Origin of the sequence: Rhizomonospora bruguierae, assembly GCF_018397995.1 — a bacterium.
In the GTDB taxonomy this organism is placed as follows: Bacteria; Actinomycetota; Actinomycetes; order Mycobacteriales; family Micromonosporaceae; genus Rhizomonospora; species Rhizomonospora bruguierae.
In genome coordinates this window covers 32,613-51,277 of record NZ_BBQH01000039.1, presented here as the reverse complement: position 1 = coordinate 51,277, position 18,665 = coordinate 32,613, and the positions used below count along the sequence as shown (strand labels likewise).

Below are 18,665 nucleotides of genomic sequence, written 5' to 3'. Positions count from 1 at the left end.
AGGACACCGGATCCGGTGCCGCGGGCGGTAGTCGTGCCGTGGGTCGCGTACCCCAGGGCGCGGCGCCCCCGGATGAGCCGGAGCCGCTGCCGGGCCGGCGGATGCGTCGCCGCCGGCAGCACATGCCGCTCTGGCAGGAGCTACCGCTGCTGCTGATCGTCGCGTTCTGCCTCGCCGTGCTGATCCGCACGTTCCTGCTCCAGGCGTTCTTCATCCCGTCCGGATCGATGCAGGACACCCTGCTGATCGGCGACCGGGTCCTGGTGAACAAGGTCGTCTACGACGTGCGGGACCCGCACCGCGGCGAGGTGGTGGTGTTCCGCGGCACCGACCGGTGGGCGCCCGAGCCCGGCACCACCGCCACGCCGACCGGCTTCGCCGGCAAGCTCGGCCAGACCATCGGGGATCTCGTGGGCGTCAGCCGCCCCAACGAGAAGGACTTCATCAAGCGGGTCATCGGCCTGCCCGGCGACCACGTGGCGTGCTGCGACGGCCAGGGCCGGGTCACGGTCAACGGGTACCCGCTGAACGAGCCGTACGTAGTGCGCGACTCGCCGCTGGACGTGCCGCCGAGCAGCAACGGCGAGTGCGGGCCCCGCCGGTTCGCCGAGGTGGTGGTGCCGCCCGGCCATCTGTGGGTGATGGGCGACCACCGCGCCATCTCGCAGGACTCCCGCTGCCAGGGCCCGGTGCCCATCCGCAACGTGATCGGCCGGGCCTTCGTGATCGTCTGGCCCAGCAACCACTGGGACACCCTGCCGCTGCCCGGCGACACCTTCGACGGCGTGCCGGCGGCACCGGCGTCCGGGTCCGCGCCGGTGGCGCCGCAGGTGGTCCCGCAGGGCTCCGAGCGGGCCGCCCCGGCGAACCCGGGCGGCTCCGCCCCGCCCAAGGGAGGGGGCGGAATCGTCGTGATCCTCCCCGTCCTCCTGGCGCTGCCGTTCGCCGCGCGTTCCGGACTTCGGTCACCACGCCGAGGACGTAGGCTCTGACGCGTGATTGACGAGCACACCCAACGCCGCCGCAGTTCGTTCTGGAAGGAACTGCCGATCCTGCTGGGCGTGGCGATCCTGGTCGCCATCCTGGTTCGGACGTTCGTGCTGCAGACGTTCTATATTCCATCCCCGTCGATGGAGCACACGCTCAACATCGACGACCGAGTGCTCGTCTACAAGCTCGTCTACGACTTCCGCTCCCCGCACCGCGGGGAGATCATCGTCTTTGAGGCCCCCGCGGACTGGCGCACCGGCCCCGAGGGCGAGGACTTCATCAAGCGCGTCATCGGCGTCGGCGGCGACCGGGTGGTCTGCTGCGACCCGCAGAACCGCCTGGTCATCAACGGCCAATCGCTGGACGAGCCGTACATCTACACCAACGAGGGCGGTATCCAGGACGCCCCCGCCAAGGAGCCCTTCGACATCACCGTCCCCGCCGGCCGGCTCTGGGTGATGGGCGACCACCGGGCCGCCTCCGGCGACTCCCTTGAGCACTACAGCGGCGGCGACGTCAACGACGCCACCATCAGCGAGGACGCGGTGATCGGCCGGGCGTTCGCGATCTTCTGGCCGGTGGGGCGCGCCACCTGGCTCACGGTCCCCAAGCCGTTCGACAAGATCCCCGACCCGGCGCCGAAGTAGCCCGTGCGGGGGCTCTCGCCGCCGGCGGGTGTCTGTCGTGGGCGGTCCCGGGGCGGTGCGTACTCTGGGCGGGTGACCGAGGTGCCGTTGCGGCGTTCCGCCGCCCGTGTGATCCTGGTCGACGAGGCGGACCGCGTCCTGCTGTTCCGGGGCTGGGATCCCGTTACTCCCGAGGTCCGCTACTGGTTCACCGTCGGCGGCGGGCTGCGCGACGGCGAGTCCGCGGCGGAGGGCGCCGCGCGCGAGGTGGCCGAGGAGACCGGTCTCGCGGTCACCCCCGCCGATCTCGGCGCCCCGGTCTGGCGCGATGTGGCCGAGTTCCCCTTCGACGGTCACCGGTACCGGCAGGAGCAGGTGTTCTTCCTGCTCCGTGCACCGGCGTTCGAGATCGACACGGCCGGCTTCGACCCGGTCGAGCGCCGCTCGATCGATACCCACCGCTGGTGGACGGTCACCGAACTGGTCGCCGCCGACGAGCCCGTCTACCCGCGCGACCTGCCCGAGCTGATGGCACGCCTGCTGTCCCCCGCTGGCGGCGAGATCGGTGGTGCCGGCGCGGCGGTCGCGGACGGGAAGGGGATTCACTCGTGCTGACGCCGCCGCGCACCGTGGTGCGCCGCGAGGCCGGGATCTACGCCCTGGAGCGGGCCCTCCAGCGCCGCGGCTTCCGCTACGTCGCCGGCGCCGACGAGGCCGGCCGCGGCGCCTGCGCCGGCCCGCTGGTGGCCGCCGCCGCCCTGCTCCCCGAGGGCCGCCGCGGCGAGATCGAGGGGCTCACCGACTCCAAGCTGCTCACCCGTGCCGCCCGCGAGCGCATCTACGCCGAGGTCGTCGCCCGCGCCCTGGCGTACGCGGTGGTCGTCATCCCGCCCGGCGACGTCGACGCCCGTGGCCTGCACGTCTGCAACCTGGCGGCGATGCGCCGGGCCCTCGCCTCGCTGGCGGTCCGCCCCGACTACGTGCTCACCGACGGCTTCGGCGTGGACGGCCTCGGCGTGCCCGGCCTGGCGGTCTGGAAGGGCGACCAGGTCGCCGCCTGCGTGGCCGCCGCCAGCGTGCTTGCCAAGGTCACCCGGGACGGGCTGATGCGCGACCTGCACGAGCGGTACCCGGACTACGGCTTCGCCGAGCACAAGGGCTACGTCACGCCCGAGCACGCCGCCGCGCTGGAGCGCCACGGGCCCTGCCCGGAGCACCGCTTCTCGTACGTGAACGTCGCCGCCGCGGACCGCAGGCGCCGCGGGCTCCTCCCGCCGGAGCCGCCCGCGCCGGGTCAATCGGACCCGCCAGGGGGTACGGTCGGCGTGGCGTGCGGCGACACGGCGCGGTCGCCGATGCTGGTGGGGGAAGATGGGGCCATGGAAGGCGGGGTTCGATGAGCGCGGAAGATCTCGAGAAGTACGAAACCGAGATGGAGCTGCAGCTCTACCGCGAGTACCGGGACATCGTCCGCCAGTTCTCCTACGTGGTGGAGACCGAGCGCCGCTTCTACCTGGCCAACCAGGTCGACCTGCACGTGCGCAACTCGGACGGCGAGGTCTACTTCGAGGTGGAGATGCACGACGCCTGGGTCTGGGACATGTATCGTCCGGCCCGGTTCGTGAAGAATGTCCGAGTAATGACGTTCAAGGACGTGAACGTCGAGGAACTGGAGAAGCCCGACATCTCGCTCCCCACGGACTCCAGCTTCGGCGGCTGACGGCGCCGTGACCGAACGCCACCTGGTCGCCATGCCCCTCAGCAGCCAGGACCCCATCGCCGTCCGGGCCGAACTGCTGGCCGCCCAGCGGGACTTCTGGGACGGCCGTGACACCACGCATCTGCACCACCCGGTCTGGTTCCGGCAGTTCGCCGGCCACGGCCTGGTCATCCGCGACCTGACCGTGCCCGTCGCCCCGGTCTCCGGCGCCGTTCCGGGCCTGCTGAACCCGCCACGGTCGGCCGCCGTCGCCTACCTGCTGGGGGCCGTCACCGCCGATGGCATCGGCTACGTCCACGTCGTCGCGGCCCGCCGCTCGCACCGCGGTCGCGGGCTGGCCCGCCGGATGTGGGCGACCTTCGAGACGCGCGCCCGCGAGGCCGGCGCCAAGGAACTGCACGCCATCACCACCCCCGGCAACACCGGTTCGATCGCCTTCCACACCGCGATCGGCATGACCGCCGTGCGCCTGCCCGACTACAGCGGCCCGGGCGAGGACCGCATGCTATTCCGCCGGACCCTCTAGCCCGGCGGTTGTCCACAGGTCGCCCGCCGTCCACAGGTTGATGGCGGCGCGGTGGCAGCGGGCACGGCGGGCGGCCATGCTGCCGCCATGAAGGTGTACCGATGGGCTGCCGCGGTGGCCGTCGCCCTCTGCATCGCACTGTCCCCGTCGGCGGGCATGGCTGGCAGCGCCCGTGTTCTCGCGCGAGCGCCCGGCGAGGCGCCCTATCGCTGGCCGCTGGACGGGTCCCCGGCCGTCGTCCGCCCGTTCGACCCGCCGGCCGCGCGGTGGCTCGCCGGTCACCGCGGCGTCGACCTGGCGGCCACCCCGGGAGCGGTGGTCCGTGCCGCCGGTGCGGGCAGCGTCCACTTCGCCGGTCGGGTCGTGGACCGCGGTGTGGTGAGCGTCGACCACCCCAACGGACTGCGCACCACCTACGAACCGGTGGAGCCGACGGTGAGAACCGGAGAGATCGTGTCCGCCGGCGCGCCGATCGGCGTCCTGATGCCGGGTCACGCCGGCTGCCCGGCGCCCGCCTGCCTCCACTGGGGTCTCCGGAGCGGCTCCGTCTACCTTGACCCGCTCGCCCTCCTCGGCCAGGCCCGGGTGCGCCTCCTACCGTCGCCGCTGGCCGTTTCCCGTCTGCCGGCCCGATCCGGCCGTGCGCGCCTGCGGGCCGGCTTGCGGGGATCGGGGCCGCGCGGGTGGGTGGGTCAGCCCAGCAGGGTGGGCAGCGACCGGGCCAGGCGCTCGTACTCCTCGGGTCGGTTGTAGACCTGGGCGCACACGCGCAGGTAGCCGCGACCGTTCCAGGCCGCGATGTTGACTTCGGCCGCGAGTTGTTCGCCGATCCGCTGCCGCAGCGCCGCGGCGGCGTCCTGGGTGGTGGCGATGCCCGCCGGGAGGGGAATGAGGCGCATGGCGACGGGGCCACCCGGGTCGGGCAGCTCGGCGGGCGGGAGGTTGAGAGCCTCACCGATGACCCGCTGCCCGTAGGCGGCGAGGGCGGTGTTGTGGGCCCGGACGGCGTCGACGCCCAGGGTGCGGAGCGTGAACAGGCCGGCGGGCGCGGCCAGCCAGCTGGTGTAGTCGGCGGTGGCTCGCCACTCGACGTTGGTGGGGAAGCCGGACTCCTGCTCCCAGGAGACGACGAGGGGTTCCATCCGTTCCCGCCACGCCGGGGCGACGGTGAGCAGCGCGGTGCCGCGCGGGGCGAACGCCCACTTGTGGAAGTTGCCGACCCAGAAGTCGGCGCCGATGGCGGTCACGTCGACGGGCAGCATGCCGGGCACGTGCGCCCCGTCGACCAGGATCGGGACCCCTTGCGCGCGGGCGGCGGCGGCGATGCGGGTGACCGGGAGCAGCCGGGCGGTCGACGAGGTGATCTGGTCGACGATGAGCAGTTTCGTGCGGCCGGGGCGCAGGGCGGCGGCCAGCGCGGCGACGATCGCGTCGTCGGCGGCGTCCAGCGGGATGTTGACGGTGCGGGAGGTGGCGCCCGTGCGCCGGCAGGTGACGTCGACGGCGAGCCGCACCGCGCCGTACCCGCGGTCCGTGGTGAGGATCTCGTCGCCGGCACCGAGGCGGAGGCTTCCGAGCACCAGGTTGGTGCCAACGGTCGCGTTCTCGACCAGCGCGGTGAGCGCGGGGTCCGCACCGACGAAGGACGCCAGGTGCCGGCGGGTGTGCGCGATGCGGTCGACGAGGCCGACGGTGTGGAAGCGCAGGGGGTTGCTTTCCGCTTCGTCCCGCAGCCGCTGCTGCGCCCGCTGAACGCTGATCGGCACGCTGCCGAACGAGCCGTGGTTGAGGTGGGCGACGGCCGGGTCGAGGGAGAACAGCAGCCGGCCGCCGGGGATCGCCGCCGGCGGCTGGTGACCTCGGTCTCCCACAGGCAGATCGTACGGGTCGGGGGCCGTTCAGGCCCGCGGATGCGCCTGCCGGTACGCCGCCCGCAGCCGCTCGACCGAGACGTGGGTGTAGATCTGGGTGCTGGACAGGGCTGAGTGGCCGAGTAGTTCCTGCACCGAGCGCAGGTCCGCACCGCCCTCGAGCAGGTGGGTGGCGGCGGAGTGGCGCAGGCCGTGCGGCGCCGTGTGCGGGAGCCCGGCGGCCCGCGCGTAGCGGCCGACGAGGCGGCGCACCCCCGTGGTTTGCAGGCGCCCGCCGCGCGCGCCGAGGAAGAGCGCGTTGCCGCTGTCGGGTGCGGCCAGGGCGGGCCGGCCCAGGCGCAGGTAGCCGGCGAGCGCATCGTCGGCCGGCTGTCCGAAGGGGACGGTTCGTTCCTTCGCGCCCTTGCCGAGCACCCGCACCACCCGGCGGCCGTGGTCCACGTCGGGCAGGTCCAGCCCGCACAGTTCGGATACCCGCACGCCGGTTGCGTACAGCAGTTCCAGCACGGCCCGGTCCCGCAGCAGGACCGGGGATGTCTCCTCGCCGGGTGCGGTCAGCAGTTTGGTGGCCTGGTCGGCGCGCAGCACCGAGGGCAGTTCGCGGTGCGCCCTCGGGCTGGCGAGCTGAGCCGCCACGTCGGTGTCGAGCAGGCCCTCCCGGTGCGCCCAGACGCTGAATGTGCGCGCCGCCGCCGCCCGCCGGGCCAGCGAGGAGCGGGCGGCGCCGAAGGTGCGCATCTTCGCCAGCCAGCTCCGCAAGACCGTGATGTCCAGTCCGCGCGGGTCCGGGCAGCCCATGCGGACGGCGTGGTCGAGTAGGGCGACGATGTCCGCCACGTAGGCCCGGACGGTGTGCGCGGACCTGTTCTCCACGCTGGACAGGTGCCGTGCGAACGCGTCTACCGCGTCGCGCATTTCGCCCGGCAGCTCCGTGTGTGTCTGTTCGGTGCCGCGCCCACGCCGAACCATGCCCATGAGCATTGACCGTACGGCCTGAACTGTTAAGCACGCGCGTCATCACCGCCCCTCTTTCCATGCCGTGCGCCACAGCTGCGGGATCGCGGACCGGATCACCCGCGCTTGCGGCGCGGGGCGAGGGTGAAGAGCCCGCCCGGCTCCTGCCGTACGAAGCCCTGGAGGACCAGCGCGGGGAGGGCGCGCATGGCGCTGCGCAGGTCGACACCGGCCCGCGCCGCGATTTCCTCCGCTCCGGCGGGCGTACGGGTCGGCACGCCGTCGAGGATCCGGTTCAGCACCGGGTCCAGCCGGTCTTCGGGGCGCTCCGGGCCGCGTACCGGCGGGGCGAGGTCGGCACCGATCCGCCCCACCTCCTCGAGGACGTGCGCCACGCCGGTGACCAGGCGGGCGGCCGGCTCGTCGCGGAGGAACTCGTGGCAGCCGACCGACATCGCCGACGTCACCGGCCCGGGGACGAGCATCGCCGGGCGCCCGATCCGCGCCGCGCGGCGCAGGGTGTGCAGCGCCCCGCTGCGCTCCGACGCCTCGACCACCACGGTTCCGGCGGTCGCCGCCGCGATGACCCGGTTGCGGATGAGGAACCGGTGGCGGTGCGGTGCGGCGCCTGGTGGCCATTCGCTGATGACGAGGCCGGTCTCGGCGATCCGGTCGAGCAGCGCGGCGTTGCCGACCGGGTAGCTGCGGTCGATGCCGCAGGCGAGAATGGCCACGGTCCGGCCGCCGGCGGCGAGGGCGCCCCGGTGGGCGGCGGCGTCGACGCCGAAGGCGCCGCCGGACACGACCGTCCATCCCCGGTCCGCCAGCCCGTACGCGAGGTCCGACGCGATGTGCGCGCCGTACGGGGTGGCGGCCCGCGAGCCCACCACCGCCACCGACCGTTCCAGCGCCTCCGCCACCGGCCAGCCTCCGCGCACCCACAGGCACAGCGGCGGGAACGCGTCCCGGTCGGTCGCGGTGGCGCCGGCGCGCGCCATCCGGGTCAGGTCGGCGACCTGGGCCGGCCACTCCTCGCCGTCCTCGGGGATCAGCACGCGGGCGCCGAGCCGTTCGGCGCGTTCCAGCGCCAGCGCGGCGACCTGGCGCGGGTCGGCGTCGGCGAGCCTGGTCCGCGCGGCGGCGCGCAGGGCACCGTCGGCCAGGGTGCCGTCCATGAGCCCGGCGAGCGCGGCCACGGGGCCGTGCCGCTGGACCAGCCGCCAGATCGCCTCGTTGCCCGGTTCGATCAGCCAGGTCAGCGCGGTCCGCGCCGCCCGGATCTCGTGCAGCGGCTCCGTCATGGCCGGCTCCCCGTGCGTAGCATCGTGGCCTCACCGAGGTCGCTCGCGTCCGGACGGCTCCGGCCGTCCAGGTCCGCGATGGTCCACGCGAGCCGCAGAACCCGGTCGAAGCCGCGGGCCGAAAGCTCGCCACTGTCCATGAGCCGGCGCAGGCCGGTGGTGTCCCGGTTCGGCAGGCGCCACGGCGAGCGGCGCAGGACCGCGCCCGGCACCCGTGCGTTCGTGCGCCAGCCGCCCTCGCTCCACCGCGCCGCGGCGGCCGCCCGCGCCTTGGCGACCCGCTCCGCGACCGGACCGGACGGCTCGTTCGGCGTGCCGCCGGCCAGCAACTCCGCGGCGCTGAGCGGAGGCAGGTTCACCTGGACGTCGATCCGGTCCAGTAGCGGGCCGGAGAGCCGGCCGAGGTACCGCCGGCGCACCGCGGGGGCGCACTCGCAGAACTGCTTGCCGCCCGGCTTCGCGCAGGGGCACGGGTTCGCGGCGATGACCAGTTGGATGCGGGCGGGGTACTTGGTGGTGCCCCGGCTGCGCGCGATCAGGACCGTGCCGTGCTCCAGCGGCTGGCGCAGCGCATCCAGTGCCCGGGCGCTGAACTCGGGGCACTCGTCCAGGAAGAGCACGCCGTGGTGGGCCAGCGACAGTGAACCCGGGCGGGCCAGCCCGCTGCCGCCACCCACGAGCGCGGCCACGCTCGTGGTGTGGTGCGGCGCCTGGAACGGCGGCCGGCGCAGCAGCGGTGCGCCGGGCGGCAGCGTGCCGGCGATCGAGTGCACCGACGTGACCTCCAGCGAGGTCTCGTCGTCCAGTTCCGGGAGGATCGACGGCAGTCGCTCGGCGAGCATGGTCTTGCCCGCACCCGGTGGACCGATCAGCGCGAGATGATGCCCGCCGGCCGCGGCCACCTCCAGCGCCCGCCGGCCGAGCAGTTGGCCGCTCACGTCGGCCAGGTCGAGCCCCGCCGCCTCGTTTCCCGGCGGTGCCTCGGGCGGCTCCAGCAGCGGGGCACCGTCGCGGACATAGGCGATCAGCCGGTGCAGCGTGTCGGCCGCGCGGACCCGCAGGCCGGGCACGAGCGCCGCCTCACGGGCGTTGGCGACCGGCACCACCACCCGCGCCACCCCGGCCCCCGCCGCCGCCGCGACCATCGGCAGCACGCCGCGCACCGGGCGGACCGTTCCGTCCAGGCCCAACTCGCCGAGGACGGCCACACCCTGCAGCGGCGCCAGCGGCAACTCGCCGGCGCCGGCTAGCAGGGCGAGCGCGATCGCGACATCGAACCCCGAGCCAAACTTCGGCAGCGTGGCGGGGAGCAGGTTCACGGTGATGCGGCGGTTCGGCCACGACTCGCCGGAGTTCACGATCGCCGCGCGCACCCGGTCCCGCGCCTCGTGCAGCGCGGTGTCGGGCAGCCCGGACAGGGCCACGGCGGGTAGCCCGGCGGCCAGGTCCGCCTCGACCTCGACCGGATGGCCGGCGAGGCCCACCAGGCCGGCGGAGAGCACCTTCGCGTAGCTCATCAGAAGGCCCCACGCACGTGCTCCACCCGGGCCGGCCCCTGCCGCTGGGGCAGCACCGACACCACGTCGAAACGGACCTCCCGCGGCTGCACCCCGGTGGCGGCCAGCCAGGCGGCGGCGAGCCGGCGCAGCCGCCGCGCCTTCGCCGGGTGCACCGCCAGGATCGGCGGCCCGAAGGCGCCGGTGCGCCGCGTCTTCACCTCGCAGATGACCAGGGTGCCCGCCCCGTCCCGGGCGACGATGTCCAGTTCGCCCTCCGGGCAGCGCCAGTTGCGGTCCAGCACCACCAACCCGGCGGCCCGCAGGTGCTCGGCGGCGACCCGCTCCCCGTACGCCCCGACGGCCCGTCTCACCTTCGTCATGCGCCCACCGTGGACCGCCCGCCCCGCCCCGCCAACCGCCCACTCATCAACCTGGGGACAACCCGCCCACTGTGGGCAACCACCCCCACCACAGGTGGATCTGCTACGGCAGCACGCCTGCCCCGCGCTCCGCCGCCCACGGCCCCCGGCGCTCTCCCGCGCAGCTCACGCCCCTCCCGCACTGCCTGTATCCTTCTGCGTCGCATCCTCCCGCGCTCGCGTCGCACCCGTGAAAGCGTGCGCTTGGGGCCCCGATGGGTTGGCCTGGCGATCGACGAGGCGGGTGTGGGGAGGTCGCGCGCTGTGTTCGGCCCGCTGTCCGTGGAGAGCTCGACGATGAGGTAGCAGGCGTCGCGGACGGCCCTGTCGCGGCGCTGCTGGTCGGCCCGGCCCTTGGGTGGAGGGGTGGGGCCGTGTTACGTCGCGCTTTGCTCTGCCTCCCGATGGAAACACCGCCCTTACACCGCCGCCCGGAGGGCAGCCCGGGCTGGCCGAGCGGCTGGCGGTCCGCGGGAGAGGGACCTTGGTACGACACGGTGGGGCTCGTGCTGCCCGGCAACACCGGCGAGGGGGTGCGGCGGCTGTAGCGGTGGCGGTACTGGCGCAGGTCGCATACGGTCCGGCCGTGGACGAGCAGCGGGAGTCGATGCCCGGCGAACGGTACGGCACGCCGGGGCCGGACACCCGGAACGGGCACCTGCCGGCCGGGCAGGGGCGCGCCGAGAAGGGCCGCCCGGCCGGGCAGCGGCAAGTGGAGGAGGGCTATCCGGCCCGCCAGGAGCACGTTGGGGAGGACTACCACGCGCCAGAGCCGCGCCATGGGGTGCCGGATGGCGGGTGGAGCAGCGGGTCGGAGCCGACCGGTGCCGTCCCGGCGGTCGTGCCGTCGGCGGCGGGCGAGACCGGGAGCATTCCACGGTTCCGGACCGAGCCGATCGACCGGGCGGCCCTGCGCCGCGATGGGCCGCGCGGTGACGCGACGGCTGTCCCCCAGCGCGCGGAGACCCAGCGCGCGGAGACCCAGCGCGCGGAGACCCAGCGCGCGGAGACCCAGCGCGCGGAGACCCAGCGCGCGGAGACCCAGCGCGCGGAGACCCAGCGCGCGGAGACCCAGCGCGCGGAGACCCAGGGCACAGAGCCCACCTATGCAGCGCCCCCGCATACAGCACCCCCGCGCATGGAGCCTCCGGCCGGCGAGGCGTTCTACCGGGCCCGGCGGCCGGCGTTCGCGGTCCTGCTCGGCCTGGGGGTTCTGGTGCTGGAGGTTCCGGCGCTGCGGATCCTGATCACCGCCGCCCTGCGGGAGCCGGTGTCCGGGCCCGGGGTCGTGGTCGTGGTCGGCACCTTCCTGGTGCTCGGGCTGCCCCTGTTCGGGGCGGGGCTGTACGGGCTGGCCGGAGGGGCGGGGAAGGTGCCCCAGCGGGCCGGCGAAGCCTGGTTGCGGCCGCCCGTTGCCTACCTCCTTGTCGCCCTCGTTCTGTTTGTCGCCGCCGGCCTGGCGGTCGGGTGAATTCGCGACACCGCCGTCCCGGGGGCAAACATGCTGGTTGAGCCGCGGCGCGAGCTGTCCTGATCACCCCGCGAGGCGGGCGGACGGGCCCACCGGTCGGGGTTCGGCTTTGGCGGGTAGACTTTCCCGCTGGCGACCACCTTGCGTGGTCGACCTCGCGTGCCCGAATCCCCCGAGATGTGTCGGGGGCCGGCGGCCACCCTGGTCCCGAGCGTTCCCATCGTTCCGGGTCGGCAGGCCGGCGGCCGGGCGCCAGGGCGGGGGCCGACCGGTGCCCCGCGACAACCAGGGACGTACGAGGAGTGCATCGACCATGGCCGTCGTGACCATGCGCCAGCTGCTGGAGAGTGGTGTCCACTTCGGGCACCAGACCCGACGCTGGAACCCGAAGATGAAGCGCTACATCTTCACCGAGCGCAACGGTATCTACATCATCGACCTGCGTCAGACCCTCGATTACATCGAGAAGGCGTACGAGTTCATCCGCACCACGGTCGCCGAGGGCGGCACGGTGCTGTTCGTGGGTACCAAGAAGCAGGCCCAGGAGGCCATTTCCGAGCAGGCCACCCGGGTGGGCCAGCCGTTCGTGAACCACCGCTGGCTGGGCGGCATGCTGACCAACTTCCAGACGGTGTACAAGCGGCTGCAGCGGATGAAGGAGCTGGAGTCGATCGACCTGACCGGCACGGCGGCCGGGTACACCAAGAAGGAGACGCTCCAGCTCTCGCGCGAGAAGGAGAAGCTGACCCGCACCCTGGGCGGCCTGCGCGACATGCAGAAGGTGCCCTCGGCGATCTGGGTGGTGGACACCAAGAAGGAGCACATCGCCGTCGACGAGGCCCGCAAGCTGGGCATCCCGGTGATCGCGGTGCTGGACACCAACTGCGACCCCGACGAGGTGGACTTCCCGATTCCGGGTAACGACGATGCGATCCGCTCCGCCGAGCTGCTGACCCGGGTGGTCGCGGCGGCGGTCGCGGACGGCCTGATCGCGCGTTCCGGCAAGGCGCAGCGCGGCGGCGCGGAGGAGAAGCCGCAGCCGGGCGCGGTGGCCTCCGGCGAGCCGCTCGCCGAGTGGGAGCGGGAACTGCTGGAGGGCCCGGAGGCCAAGGGCGACTCCGAGGCGCCGGCACCGGCGAACGCCAGCTGACCCCGACCCCGATAACTCCAAGAGAGAGTCAAGAGAGAGTCATGGCCAACTTCACCGCCGCGGACGTCAAGAAGCTCCGCGATCTGACCGGCGCCGGCATGATGGACTGCAAGAAGGCCCTGGAAGAGTCGGCGGGCGAGTTCGACAAGGCCGTCGAGATCCTGCGCGTCAAGGGCGCCAAGGATGTCGGCAAGCGGGCCGGGCGGACCACCGCCAACGGGCTGGTGGCGCACTCCGGCAACGCGCTGCTGGAGCTGAACTGCGAGACGGACTTCGTGGCCAAGAACGCGGACTTCATCGCGCTGGCCCAGCGGCTCGTCGAGGCGGTGGACGCGCAGCGTCCGGCCGGCGTCGACCAGTTCCTGGCCGCCACCCTGGCGGACGGGCGCACGGTCGCCGACACGGTCCAGGAGCAGTCCGCCAAGATCGGCGAGAAGCTGGTGATCAACCGGATCGGCGTGCTGGAGTCGCCGGTCGCCGTGTACATGCACCGCAAGAGCCCCGACCTGCCGCCGCAGGTGGGCGTGATGGTGGCCTACCGGGGTAAGACGGACGAGGCGGCCGAGTCGGACGCCCGGGGCATCGCGATGCAGATCGCGGCGATGCGGCCGAAGTACGTCATCCGGGACGAGGTGCCGGCGGACGTGGTCGAGTCGGAGCGGCGGATCGCCGAGCAGACCGCCCGCGAGGAGGGCAAGCCCGAGGCCGCGATGCCGAAGATCGTGGAGGGCCGGGTCAACGCCTTCTTCAAGGACTTCGTGCTCGTGGAGCAGGCGTCGGTCGCGGACCAGAAGAAGTCCGTCAAGCAGGTGCTCGCCGACGCGGGCATCGAGGTGACGGGCTTCGTCCGCTTCGAGGTCGGCCAGGCCTGAGGCCGCGGGTCGCCCGCCCACGGCCGGAGCGGGCCGGGCGGCCGGCGGAGCGTGACGAACAACCGGGGAGGTCGCGGTGTCCTCGATGAGCACCGCGACCTCCCCGTCACATAGTGTCTGAAGCGGGTCGTTGGAGGGCGGGTAGCGATGACGGTGGCCACGGAGCAGGACCGCGGGATCGAGCCCATGTCGCTTCCGCTCACGCGGGGGCGCCGGGTGGTGCTGAAGCTGTCCGGCGAGGTCTTCGGCGGCGGCGCGATCGGCGTGGACCCGGACGTGGTGCAGTCGATGTCGCGGCAGATCGCCACGGTGGTGCGCCGGGGCATCCAGGTCGCGGTGGTGGTCGGCGGCGGCAACTTCTTCCGCGGCGCGGAGTTGCAGAAGCGCGGCATGGACCGGGCCCGCGCCGACTACATGGGGATGCTCGGCACGGTGATGAACTGCCTGGCCCTGCAGGACTTCCTGGAGAAGGAGGGCATCGAGACGCGGGTGCAGACCGCGATCACGATGGCCCAGGTGGCGGAGCCGTACATTCCCCGCAGGGCGATCCGGCACCTGGAAAAGGGGCGGGTCGTCATCTTCGGCGCCGGCGCCGGTATGCCGTTCTTCTCCACCGACACGGTCTCCGCGCAGCGCGCCCTGGAGATCCACGCCGATCTCGTGCTGATGAGCAAGAACGGGGTGGACGGGGTCTACACGGCGGACCCGCACACCGACCCGACCGCGCGCAAGCTGGACACCATCACGTTCTCGGAGGTGCTGCGCCGCGGGCTTCGGGTGGCCGACGCCGCCGCGTTCAGCCTGTGCGAGGAGAACGGCCTGCCGATGCTCGTGTTCGGCGCGGAGGGCGCCGACACGCTCATCAAGGCGGTCGGCGGAGAGCAGATCGGTACCCTCATTACCGCCTAGGGCGGGGGAGGCATTCGCAAGCGCCCATGAAGGAGGCGAGGGACCAGGTGATCGACGATACCCTCCTCGAAGCCGAGGACAAGATGGATCGGGCGATCGAGCACGCCAGGGAGGAGTTGGCGGCGATCCGCACGGGCCGGGCGAACGCCGCCATGTTCTCCCGGATCGTCATCGACTACTACGGCAGCCCCACGCCGCTGACGCAGATGGCGTCGGTGGGCACGCCGGAGCCGCGGATGGCCATCATCAAGCCGTACGACGCGTCGCAGCTGTCCGCGATGGAGAAGGCGATCCGGGATTCGGACCTCGGGGTGAACCCGAACAACGAGGGCAACCAGCTGCGCATCCTGCTGCCGCAGATGACCGAGGAGCGGCGGCGCGACATGATCAAGGTCGCCCGGGGCAAGGGCGAGGAGGCCAAGGTGGCGGTCCGCAACATCCGCCGCCGGGCCAAGGAGGAGCTGGACCGGATCGTCAAGGACGGCGAGGCCGGCGAGGACGAGGGGCGCCGGGCCGAGAAGGAGCTGGACGACCTCACCCACCGGTATGTTTCGAACGTGGACGAGCTGGTCAAGCACAAGGAAGTCGAGCTGCTCGAGGTCTGATGGCACGCCTGGACCCTCTCGAACCCCTCGACGACCCCGAGTACGGCCGGCATCGGGCGCGGCAGGTCAGTGCCGCGCCCGACGCGTACCCGGAGCCGGACACCCCCACGGCGGACCTGCCGCGGGTCGACAACCCGGACGACCTGCCGGATCTGGAGCGGGAACTGGACGAGGTGGCGCAGCGTCGCGGCCGGCCGCCGGGCGGGCGCCGGCGCGCGAAGCACAGCCGCGCCGGGCGGAACCTGCCCGCCGCGATCGGCGTGGGCGTCGCCCTCGGTGCGGTGGTGCTCGCCTCGCTGTTCGTCTGGCGTCCCGCCTTCCTCGGCGTGGTGGGCCTGGCGATCGTGGTCGCGGTGTGGGAGATGGTCCGGGCGCTGCGCGCCTCGACCGGGGCCAACCCGCCGCTGGTGCCGCTGATCGCCGGGGGCCTGGCGATGGCCGGGCTGGCCTGGTATGGCGGCCCGGACGCGCTGATCCTGGGGCTGCTGGTGACCGTGCTGGCCGCGATGGTGTGGCGGCTGGCCGACGGCCCCGCCGGCTACCAGCGGGACGTTACCGCGACCGCCCTGATCGCCGTGTACGTGCCGTTCCTCGGCGGCTTCGCGGTGCTGTTGGCCGAGCCGCAGGACGGGCAGTGGCGGGTCCTGGTCACGCTCGCCGCGGTGGTGCTCTCCGATACCGGCGGCTACCTGTTCGGGGTCCTGTTCGGCAAGCACCCGATGGCGCCCAGCGTGAGCCCGAAGAAGTCCTGGGAGGGGCTGGCCGGCTCGATGCTGACCGCCGCCGCGGGCGGCGCGCTGCTGCTGTGGCTGCTGTTCGACGTGGCACCGTGGTGGGGTGCGGTGTTCGGCGCCGCGCTGTCGGCGGCCGCGGTCCTCGGTGACCTGGCCGAGTCGATGCTCAAGCGGGACCTCGGCATCAAGGACATGAGCAATCTGCTGCCCGGGCACGGCGGCGTGATGGACCGGCTCGACTCCGTCCTGTTCACCGTGCCCGTCGGGTACATCCTGTTGGCGGTCCTGACCTGACCGTTCGTCGGCCGGACTTGCCCTCGGGCGGCAGCGCCGGAGCGCAAGGGAGTGCCTGGCCAGGCCAGATGTGGCAGATCCGGGCGGGGTCCCGACGGTGCCGGGTCCGGGCGTGGGAGACTTGACGCGCGATGACGACGACCCCCCTGAGCCCGCCGACCGAGCCCGCCGGGATGCCCGCCGCCGGCCCGGCGCTGCCCGTGCTGGGCGCGCCCCGGCGCCGCGCGGCCATGCCGCCGCGCCACCTCGCCGACCTGGATCTCGCCGGGCGTCGGGCCGCCGCCGCCGAGCTGGGCGTGCCCGCGTTCCGCGCCGCCCAGCTCTCCACCCACTACTTCGGCCGGCTGGTGCGCGACCCGGCCGGGATGACCGACCTGCCGGCCGCCGCCCGGGAGCGGCTCGCCGCCGAACTGCTGCCCCCGCTGCTCACCCCGGTGCGCGAGCTGGCGTGCGACGACGGGGCGACCCGCAAGGCGCTGTGGCGGCTGCACGACGGCTCGCTGGTGGAGAGCGTGCTGATGGGGTACCCGGACCGGGTCACCGCCTGCGTCTCCAGCCAGGCCGGCTGCGGCATGGCCTGCCCGTTCTGCGCCACCGGCCAGGCCGGGCTGACCCGCAACCTGTCCACCGCCGAGATCGTCGACCAGGTGGTGTACCTGGCGGGCGTGGCCGCCGGCGGGGCCGTCGCGGGCTCGCCGCCGCGGCTGTCGCGGGTGGTGTTCATGGGCATGGGCGAGCCGCTGGCGAACTACCCGCGCGTGGTCGAGGCGGTGCGCCGGCTCACCGCCCCCGCGCCGGAGGGTCTGGGCCTGTCGCAGCGGCACATCACGGTGTCGACCGTCGGTCTGGTGCCGGCCATCCACCGGCTCACCGAGGAAGGGCTGTCGGTGACACTTGCGCTCTCGCTGCACGCGCCCGATGATGGCCTGCGCGACGAGCTGGTGCCCGTCAACCAGCGGTGGAAGGTCGCCGAGGTGCTGGAGGCCGCGTGGCGGTACGGGGCGCGCACGGGGCGGCGGGTCTCCATCGAGTACGCGATGATCAGAGACGTGAACGATCAGCCGTGGCGGGCCGACCTGCTGGGTCGGCTGTTGGCCGGCCGGCTGGCGCACGTGAACCTCATCCCGCTCAACCCGACTCCGGGCAGCCGCTGGGACGCCAGCCCGAAGCCGGTGGAGCGGGAGTTCGTCCGCCGGCTGCGCGCGGCCGGCGTCCCGACGACGGTGCGCGACACCCGGGGTCGGGAGATCGACGGGGCGTGTGGACAGCTTGCTGCCAGCGAACCCGGCAGCGCGAACGGAAGGTGACTTAAGTGGCGAGTCAGGGTCAGCGGTTCCGGCGCCGGGCGCTCCGCCGCGGGTACAAGGTTGACGAGGTGGACTCGTTCCTTGACCGGGTCGAGTCGACCCTGAACGGTGACCCGATGGGCGCGCCGGTCACCTCGCAGGAGGTCCACGACGTGGTCTTCCGGGTGCGCTTCGGCGGTTACGACGAGTGGCAGGTCGACCTGCACCTGGACCGGGTCGAGCGCCAGCTCGCCGAGTTGGAGGACCGGGGCGGCTTCGCCCGCGGCCCCGAGCCCCGCACGGCCGGCATGCCGGGTGGCGGCATGGACCGGATGGGTCCGCCGGAGCGCATGGGCCCGCCGATGCGGGATGACCGCATGCAGCCCCCACCCCGTCCGATGTCCCCGCCGCCGGCGCAGCCCGCCCCACCGCACGACCCGCGGTACGGCGGGTACGAGGAGCCGTCGTACGCGGGCGGCGGTTACGACGGTCCGGGGGGTTACGACGGCCCGGGTGGCGGCTACGGTCCCCCGCCCGGCGGCGGCTACGACCCGCGCATGTACGACGCGCCCCGCGGCTTCGACGGTCCGCCGTCCGGTGGGTTTGACGGTCCGCCGCCCGGTGGTTTCGATGGCCCGCCGTCCGGTGGGTTTGACGGGCCGTCCGGTGGTTTCGACGGCTTCGAGGCCGGCCGCCACGGCAAGATGGACATGACCGCTGAGATCCGCATGCCGGAACGCGGCGACCCGTACGGCGCCCCGATGGGCGGCCCCGCACCCATCCCCGGCCTTCCGGTCGAGCTCCAGCGCATCGACCAGCTCCGGCGCACGTTCCAGGTCCGGCGGTTCGGCAGCGGCTACGACCCCCACCAGGTTGACCGGCTGTTCGACGGCCTACTCAACGCGATGGCCGGCCGCGGCTCGATGCCGATCACCGAGAACGAGCTGGACTCGACGCAGTTCAGCCTGGTGCCGGGGGGCTACTTCGAGGCCGAGGTGGACGCGGCGCTCCGCGAGGTCCGTGACCTGCTGCGCCGCCATTGATCCGGTGACCCCGCCGCCGATCCCGCACCCGTGTCGCCACGGGGCGGTCGGCGCGGGTGGGTCAGCGGAGGCCGTTGCGGCGCAGGACGGCGTCGCCGATGACGATGGCGACCAGGCCGGCGGCCAGGGCGATGAGGAAGTAGTCCTCGACGTGGCCGCGGTGGTTGCCGATCGTGAGCAGCAGCAGCGCCGCCGCGGTGCCCAGCGCGCCGATCCGGCCGAGCTTGCGGTTGCCCGGCTTGTGCTGGTCGGGGGAGGTTACCGGCTCGTCGCCCGCCACGGTCGGTCCTTTCGTCGTCGGTGCGATCAGTTTGGCATGACCACCGCCGTAGCCGGCTGCCCGGGTCCCGTTTAGGCTCCGGTAGCTTCGGAACGTATGTCAGTGTCAGCGACCG

21 protein-coding genes are annotated in these 18,665 nt (G+C 73.4%); 15 read left to right on the top strand and 6 right to left on the bottom strand.

Annotated elements, in window-relative coordinates:
* Positions 1-101 precede the first annotated feature (101 nt).
* The 7 genes from lepB (KJS59_RS20495) to KJS59_RS20465 all read left to right on the top strand — a co-directional run bounded on the left by lepB (KJS59_RS20495) (position 102) and on the right by KJS59_RS20465 (position 4,615).
* A complete protein-coding gene (gene lepB / locus KJS59_RS20495; RefSeq protein ID WP_213454591.1) occupies positions 102-992 on the top strand; it encodes a signal peptidase I in 891 nt (296 codons plus the stop codon).
* Positions 993-995: 3 nt separating this feature from the next.
* Entirely contained in the window at positions 996-1,637 is a 642-nt protein-coding gene (gene lepB, locus KJS59_RS20490; RefSeq protein ID WP_213454561.1) for a signal peptidase I, read from the top strand.
* Between the two features lie 72 nt (positions 1,638-1,709).
* Positions 1,710-2,231 (top strand): NUDIX hydrolase, encoded by a 522-nt coding sequence (locus tag KJS59_RS20485; RefSeq protein ID WP_249714537.1) that lies wholly within the window; start codon positions 1,710-1,712, stop codon positions 2,229-2,231.
* Entirely contained in the window at positions 2,225-3,016 is a 792-nt protein-coding gene (locus KJS59_RS20480) for a ribonuclease HII (RefSeq protein WP_213454560.1), read from the top strand. Before KJS59_RS20485 ends, KJS59_RS20480 begins: the two co-directional genes overlap by 7 nt.
* Entirely contained in the window at positions 3,013-3,336 is a 324-nt protein-coding gene (locus KJS59_RS20475) for a DUF2469 domain-containing protein (RefSeq protein ID WP_213454559.1), read from the top strand. Before KJS59_RS20480 ends, KJS59_RS20475 begins: the two co-directional genes overlap by 4 nt.
* A gap of 7 nt (positions 3,337-3,343) precedes the next feature.
* Positions 3,344-3,862 carry a GNAT family N-acetyltransferase gene (locus KJS59_RS20470; protein WP_213454558.1) on the top strand — a complete coding sequence of 173 codons (519 nt, stop codon included), beginning with the start codon at positions 3,344-3,346 and terminating at the stop codon, positions 3,860-3,862.
* 87 nt (positions 3,863-3,949) lie between these two features.
* On the top strand, positions 3,950-4,615 hold the full coding sequence (locus KJS59_RS20465) for a M23 family metallopeptidase (RefSeq protein WP_213454557.1): 666 nt from the start codon (positions 3,950-3,952) through the stop codon (positions 4,613-4,615).
* On the opposite strand, the gene KJS59_RS20460 is transcribed toward KJS59_RS20465, so the two are convergent.
* From KJS59_RS20460 to KJS59_RS20440, 5 genes are all read right to left on the bottom strand, one after another.
* The gene (locus tag KJS59_RS20460; protein ID WP_376771217.1) at positions 4,555-5,739 is read right to left on the bottom strand and encodes an aminotransferase class V-fold PLP-dependent enzyme; all 1,185 of its coding nucleotides are present in this window, start codon (positions 5,737-5,739) and stop codon (positions 4,555-4,557) included. The two genes, KJS59_RS20465 and KJS59_RS20460, sit on opposite strands and share 61 nt — an antisense overlap.
* Positions 5,740-5,760: 21 nt before the next feature.
* A complete protein-coding gene (locus KJS59_RS20455) occupies positions 5,761-6,702 on the bottom strand; it encodes a tyrosine recombinase XerC (RefSeq protein WP_213454589.1) in 942 nt (313 codons plus the stop codon).
* A 101-nt stretch (positions 6,703-6,803) separates the two neighbouring features.
* Complete coding sequence (gene dprA / locus KJS59_RS20450) at positions 6,804-7,988, bottom strand: DNA-processing protein DprA (protein ID WP_213454556.1); 1,185 nt, start codon at positions 7,986-7,988, stop codon at positions 6,804-6,806.
* Positions 7,985-9,505, bottom strand: coding sequence for a YifB family Mg chelatase-like AAA ATPase (locus KJS59_RS20445; protein WP_213454555.1), 1,521 nt, complete (start codon positions 9,503-9,505; stop codon positions 7,985-7,987). The genes dprA and KJS59_RS20445 overlap by 4 nt, the downstream gene beginning before the upstream one ends.
* Positions 9,505-9,867: a YraN family protein gene (locus tag KJS59_RS20440; RefSeq protein ID WP_213454554.1), complete on the bottom strand. Its 363-nt coding sequence runs from the start codon at positions 9,865-9,867 to the stop codon at positions 9,505-9,507. Before KJS59_RS20440 ends, KJS59_RS20445 begins: the two co-directional genes overlap by 1 nt.
* A 625-nt stretch (positions 9,868-10,492) precedes the next feature.
* Here KJS59_RS20440 and KJS59_RS20435 point away from each other — a divergent pair.
* The 8 genes from KJS59_RS20435 (at position 10,493) to KJS59_RS20400 (ending at position 18,270) form a co-directional block, all read left to right on the top strand.
* Positions 10,493-11,377: a hypothetical protein gene (locus KJS59_RS20435; protein ID WP_213454553.1), complete on the top strand. Its 885-nt coding sequence runs from the start codon at positions 10,493-10,495 to the stop codon at positions 11,375-11,377.
* 313 nt (positions 11,378-11,690) lie between these two features.
* A complete protein-coding gene (gene rpsB / locus KJS59_RS20430; protein ID WP_213454552.1) occupies positions 11,691-12,527 on the top strand; it encodes a 30S ribosomal protein S2 in 837 nt (278 codons plus the stop codon).
* Between the two features lie 41 nt (positions 12,528-12,568).
* Positions 12,569-13,399, top strand: a complete 831-nt coding sequence (gene tsf, locus KJS59_RS20425; protein WP_213454551.1) for a translation elongation factor Ts — start codon at positions 12,569-12,571, stop codon at positions 13,397-13,399.
* A gap of 186 nt (positions 13,400-13,585) precedes the next feature.
* Complete coding sequence (pyrH, locus tag KJS59_RS20420) at positions 13,586-14,308, top strand: UMP kinase (protein WP_249714556.1); 723 nt, start codon at positions 13,586-13,588, stop codon at positions 14,306-14,308.
* A gap of 47 nt (positions 14,309-14,355) precedes the next feature.
* On the top strand, positions 14,356-14,913 hold the full coding sequence (gene frr, locus KJS59_RS20415) for a ribosome recycling factor (protein ID WP_213454549.1): 558 nt from the start codon (positions 14,356-14,358) through the stop codon (positions 14,911-14,913).
* Positions 14,913-15,941, top strand: coding sequence for a phosphatidate cytidylyltransferase (locus tag KJS59_RS20410; RefSeq protein WP_213454548.1), 1,029 nt, complete (start codon positions 14,913-14,915; stop codon positions 15,939-15,941). The genes frr and KJS59_RS20410 overlap by 1 nt, the downstream gene beginning before the upstream one ends.
* A gap of 173 nt (positions 15,942-16,114) precedes the next feature.
* Positions 16,115-17,248, top strand: a complete 1,134-nt coding sequence (gene rlmN, locus KJS59_RS20405; RefSeq protein WP_213454587.1) for a 23S rRNA (adenine(2503)-C(2))-methyltransferase RlmN — start codon at positions 16,115-16,117, stop codon at positions 17,246-17,248.
* A 5-nt stretch (positions 17,249-17,253) separates the two neighbouring features.
* Positions 17,254-18,270 carry a DivIVA domain-containing protein gene (locus tag KJS59_RS20400; RefSeq protein ID WP_213454547.1) on the top strand — a complete coding sequence of 339 codons (1,017 nt, stop codon included), beginning with the start codon at positions 17,254-17,256 and terminating at the stop codon, positions 18,268-18,270.
* A gap of 61 nt (positions 18,271-18,331) precedes the next feature.
* On the opposite strand, the gene KJS59_RS20395 is transcribed toward KJS59_RS20400, so the two are convergent.
* The gene (locus KJS59_RS20395) at positions 18,332-18,550 is read right to left on the bottom strand and encodes a DUF2631 domain-containing protein (protein ID WP_213454546.1); all 219 of its coding nucleotides are present in this window, start codon (positions 18,548-18,550) and stop codon (positions 18,332-18,334) included.
* Between the last annotated feature and the right edge of the window lie 115 nt (positions 18,551-18,665).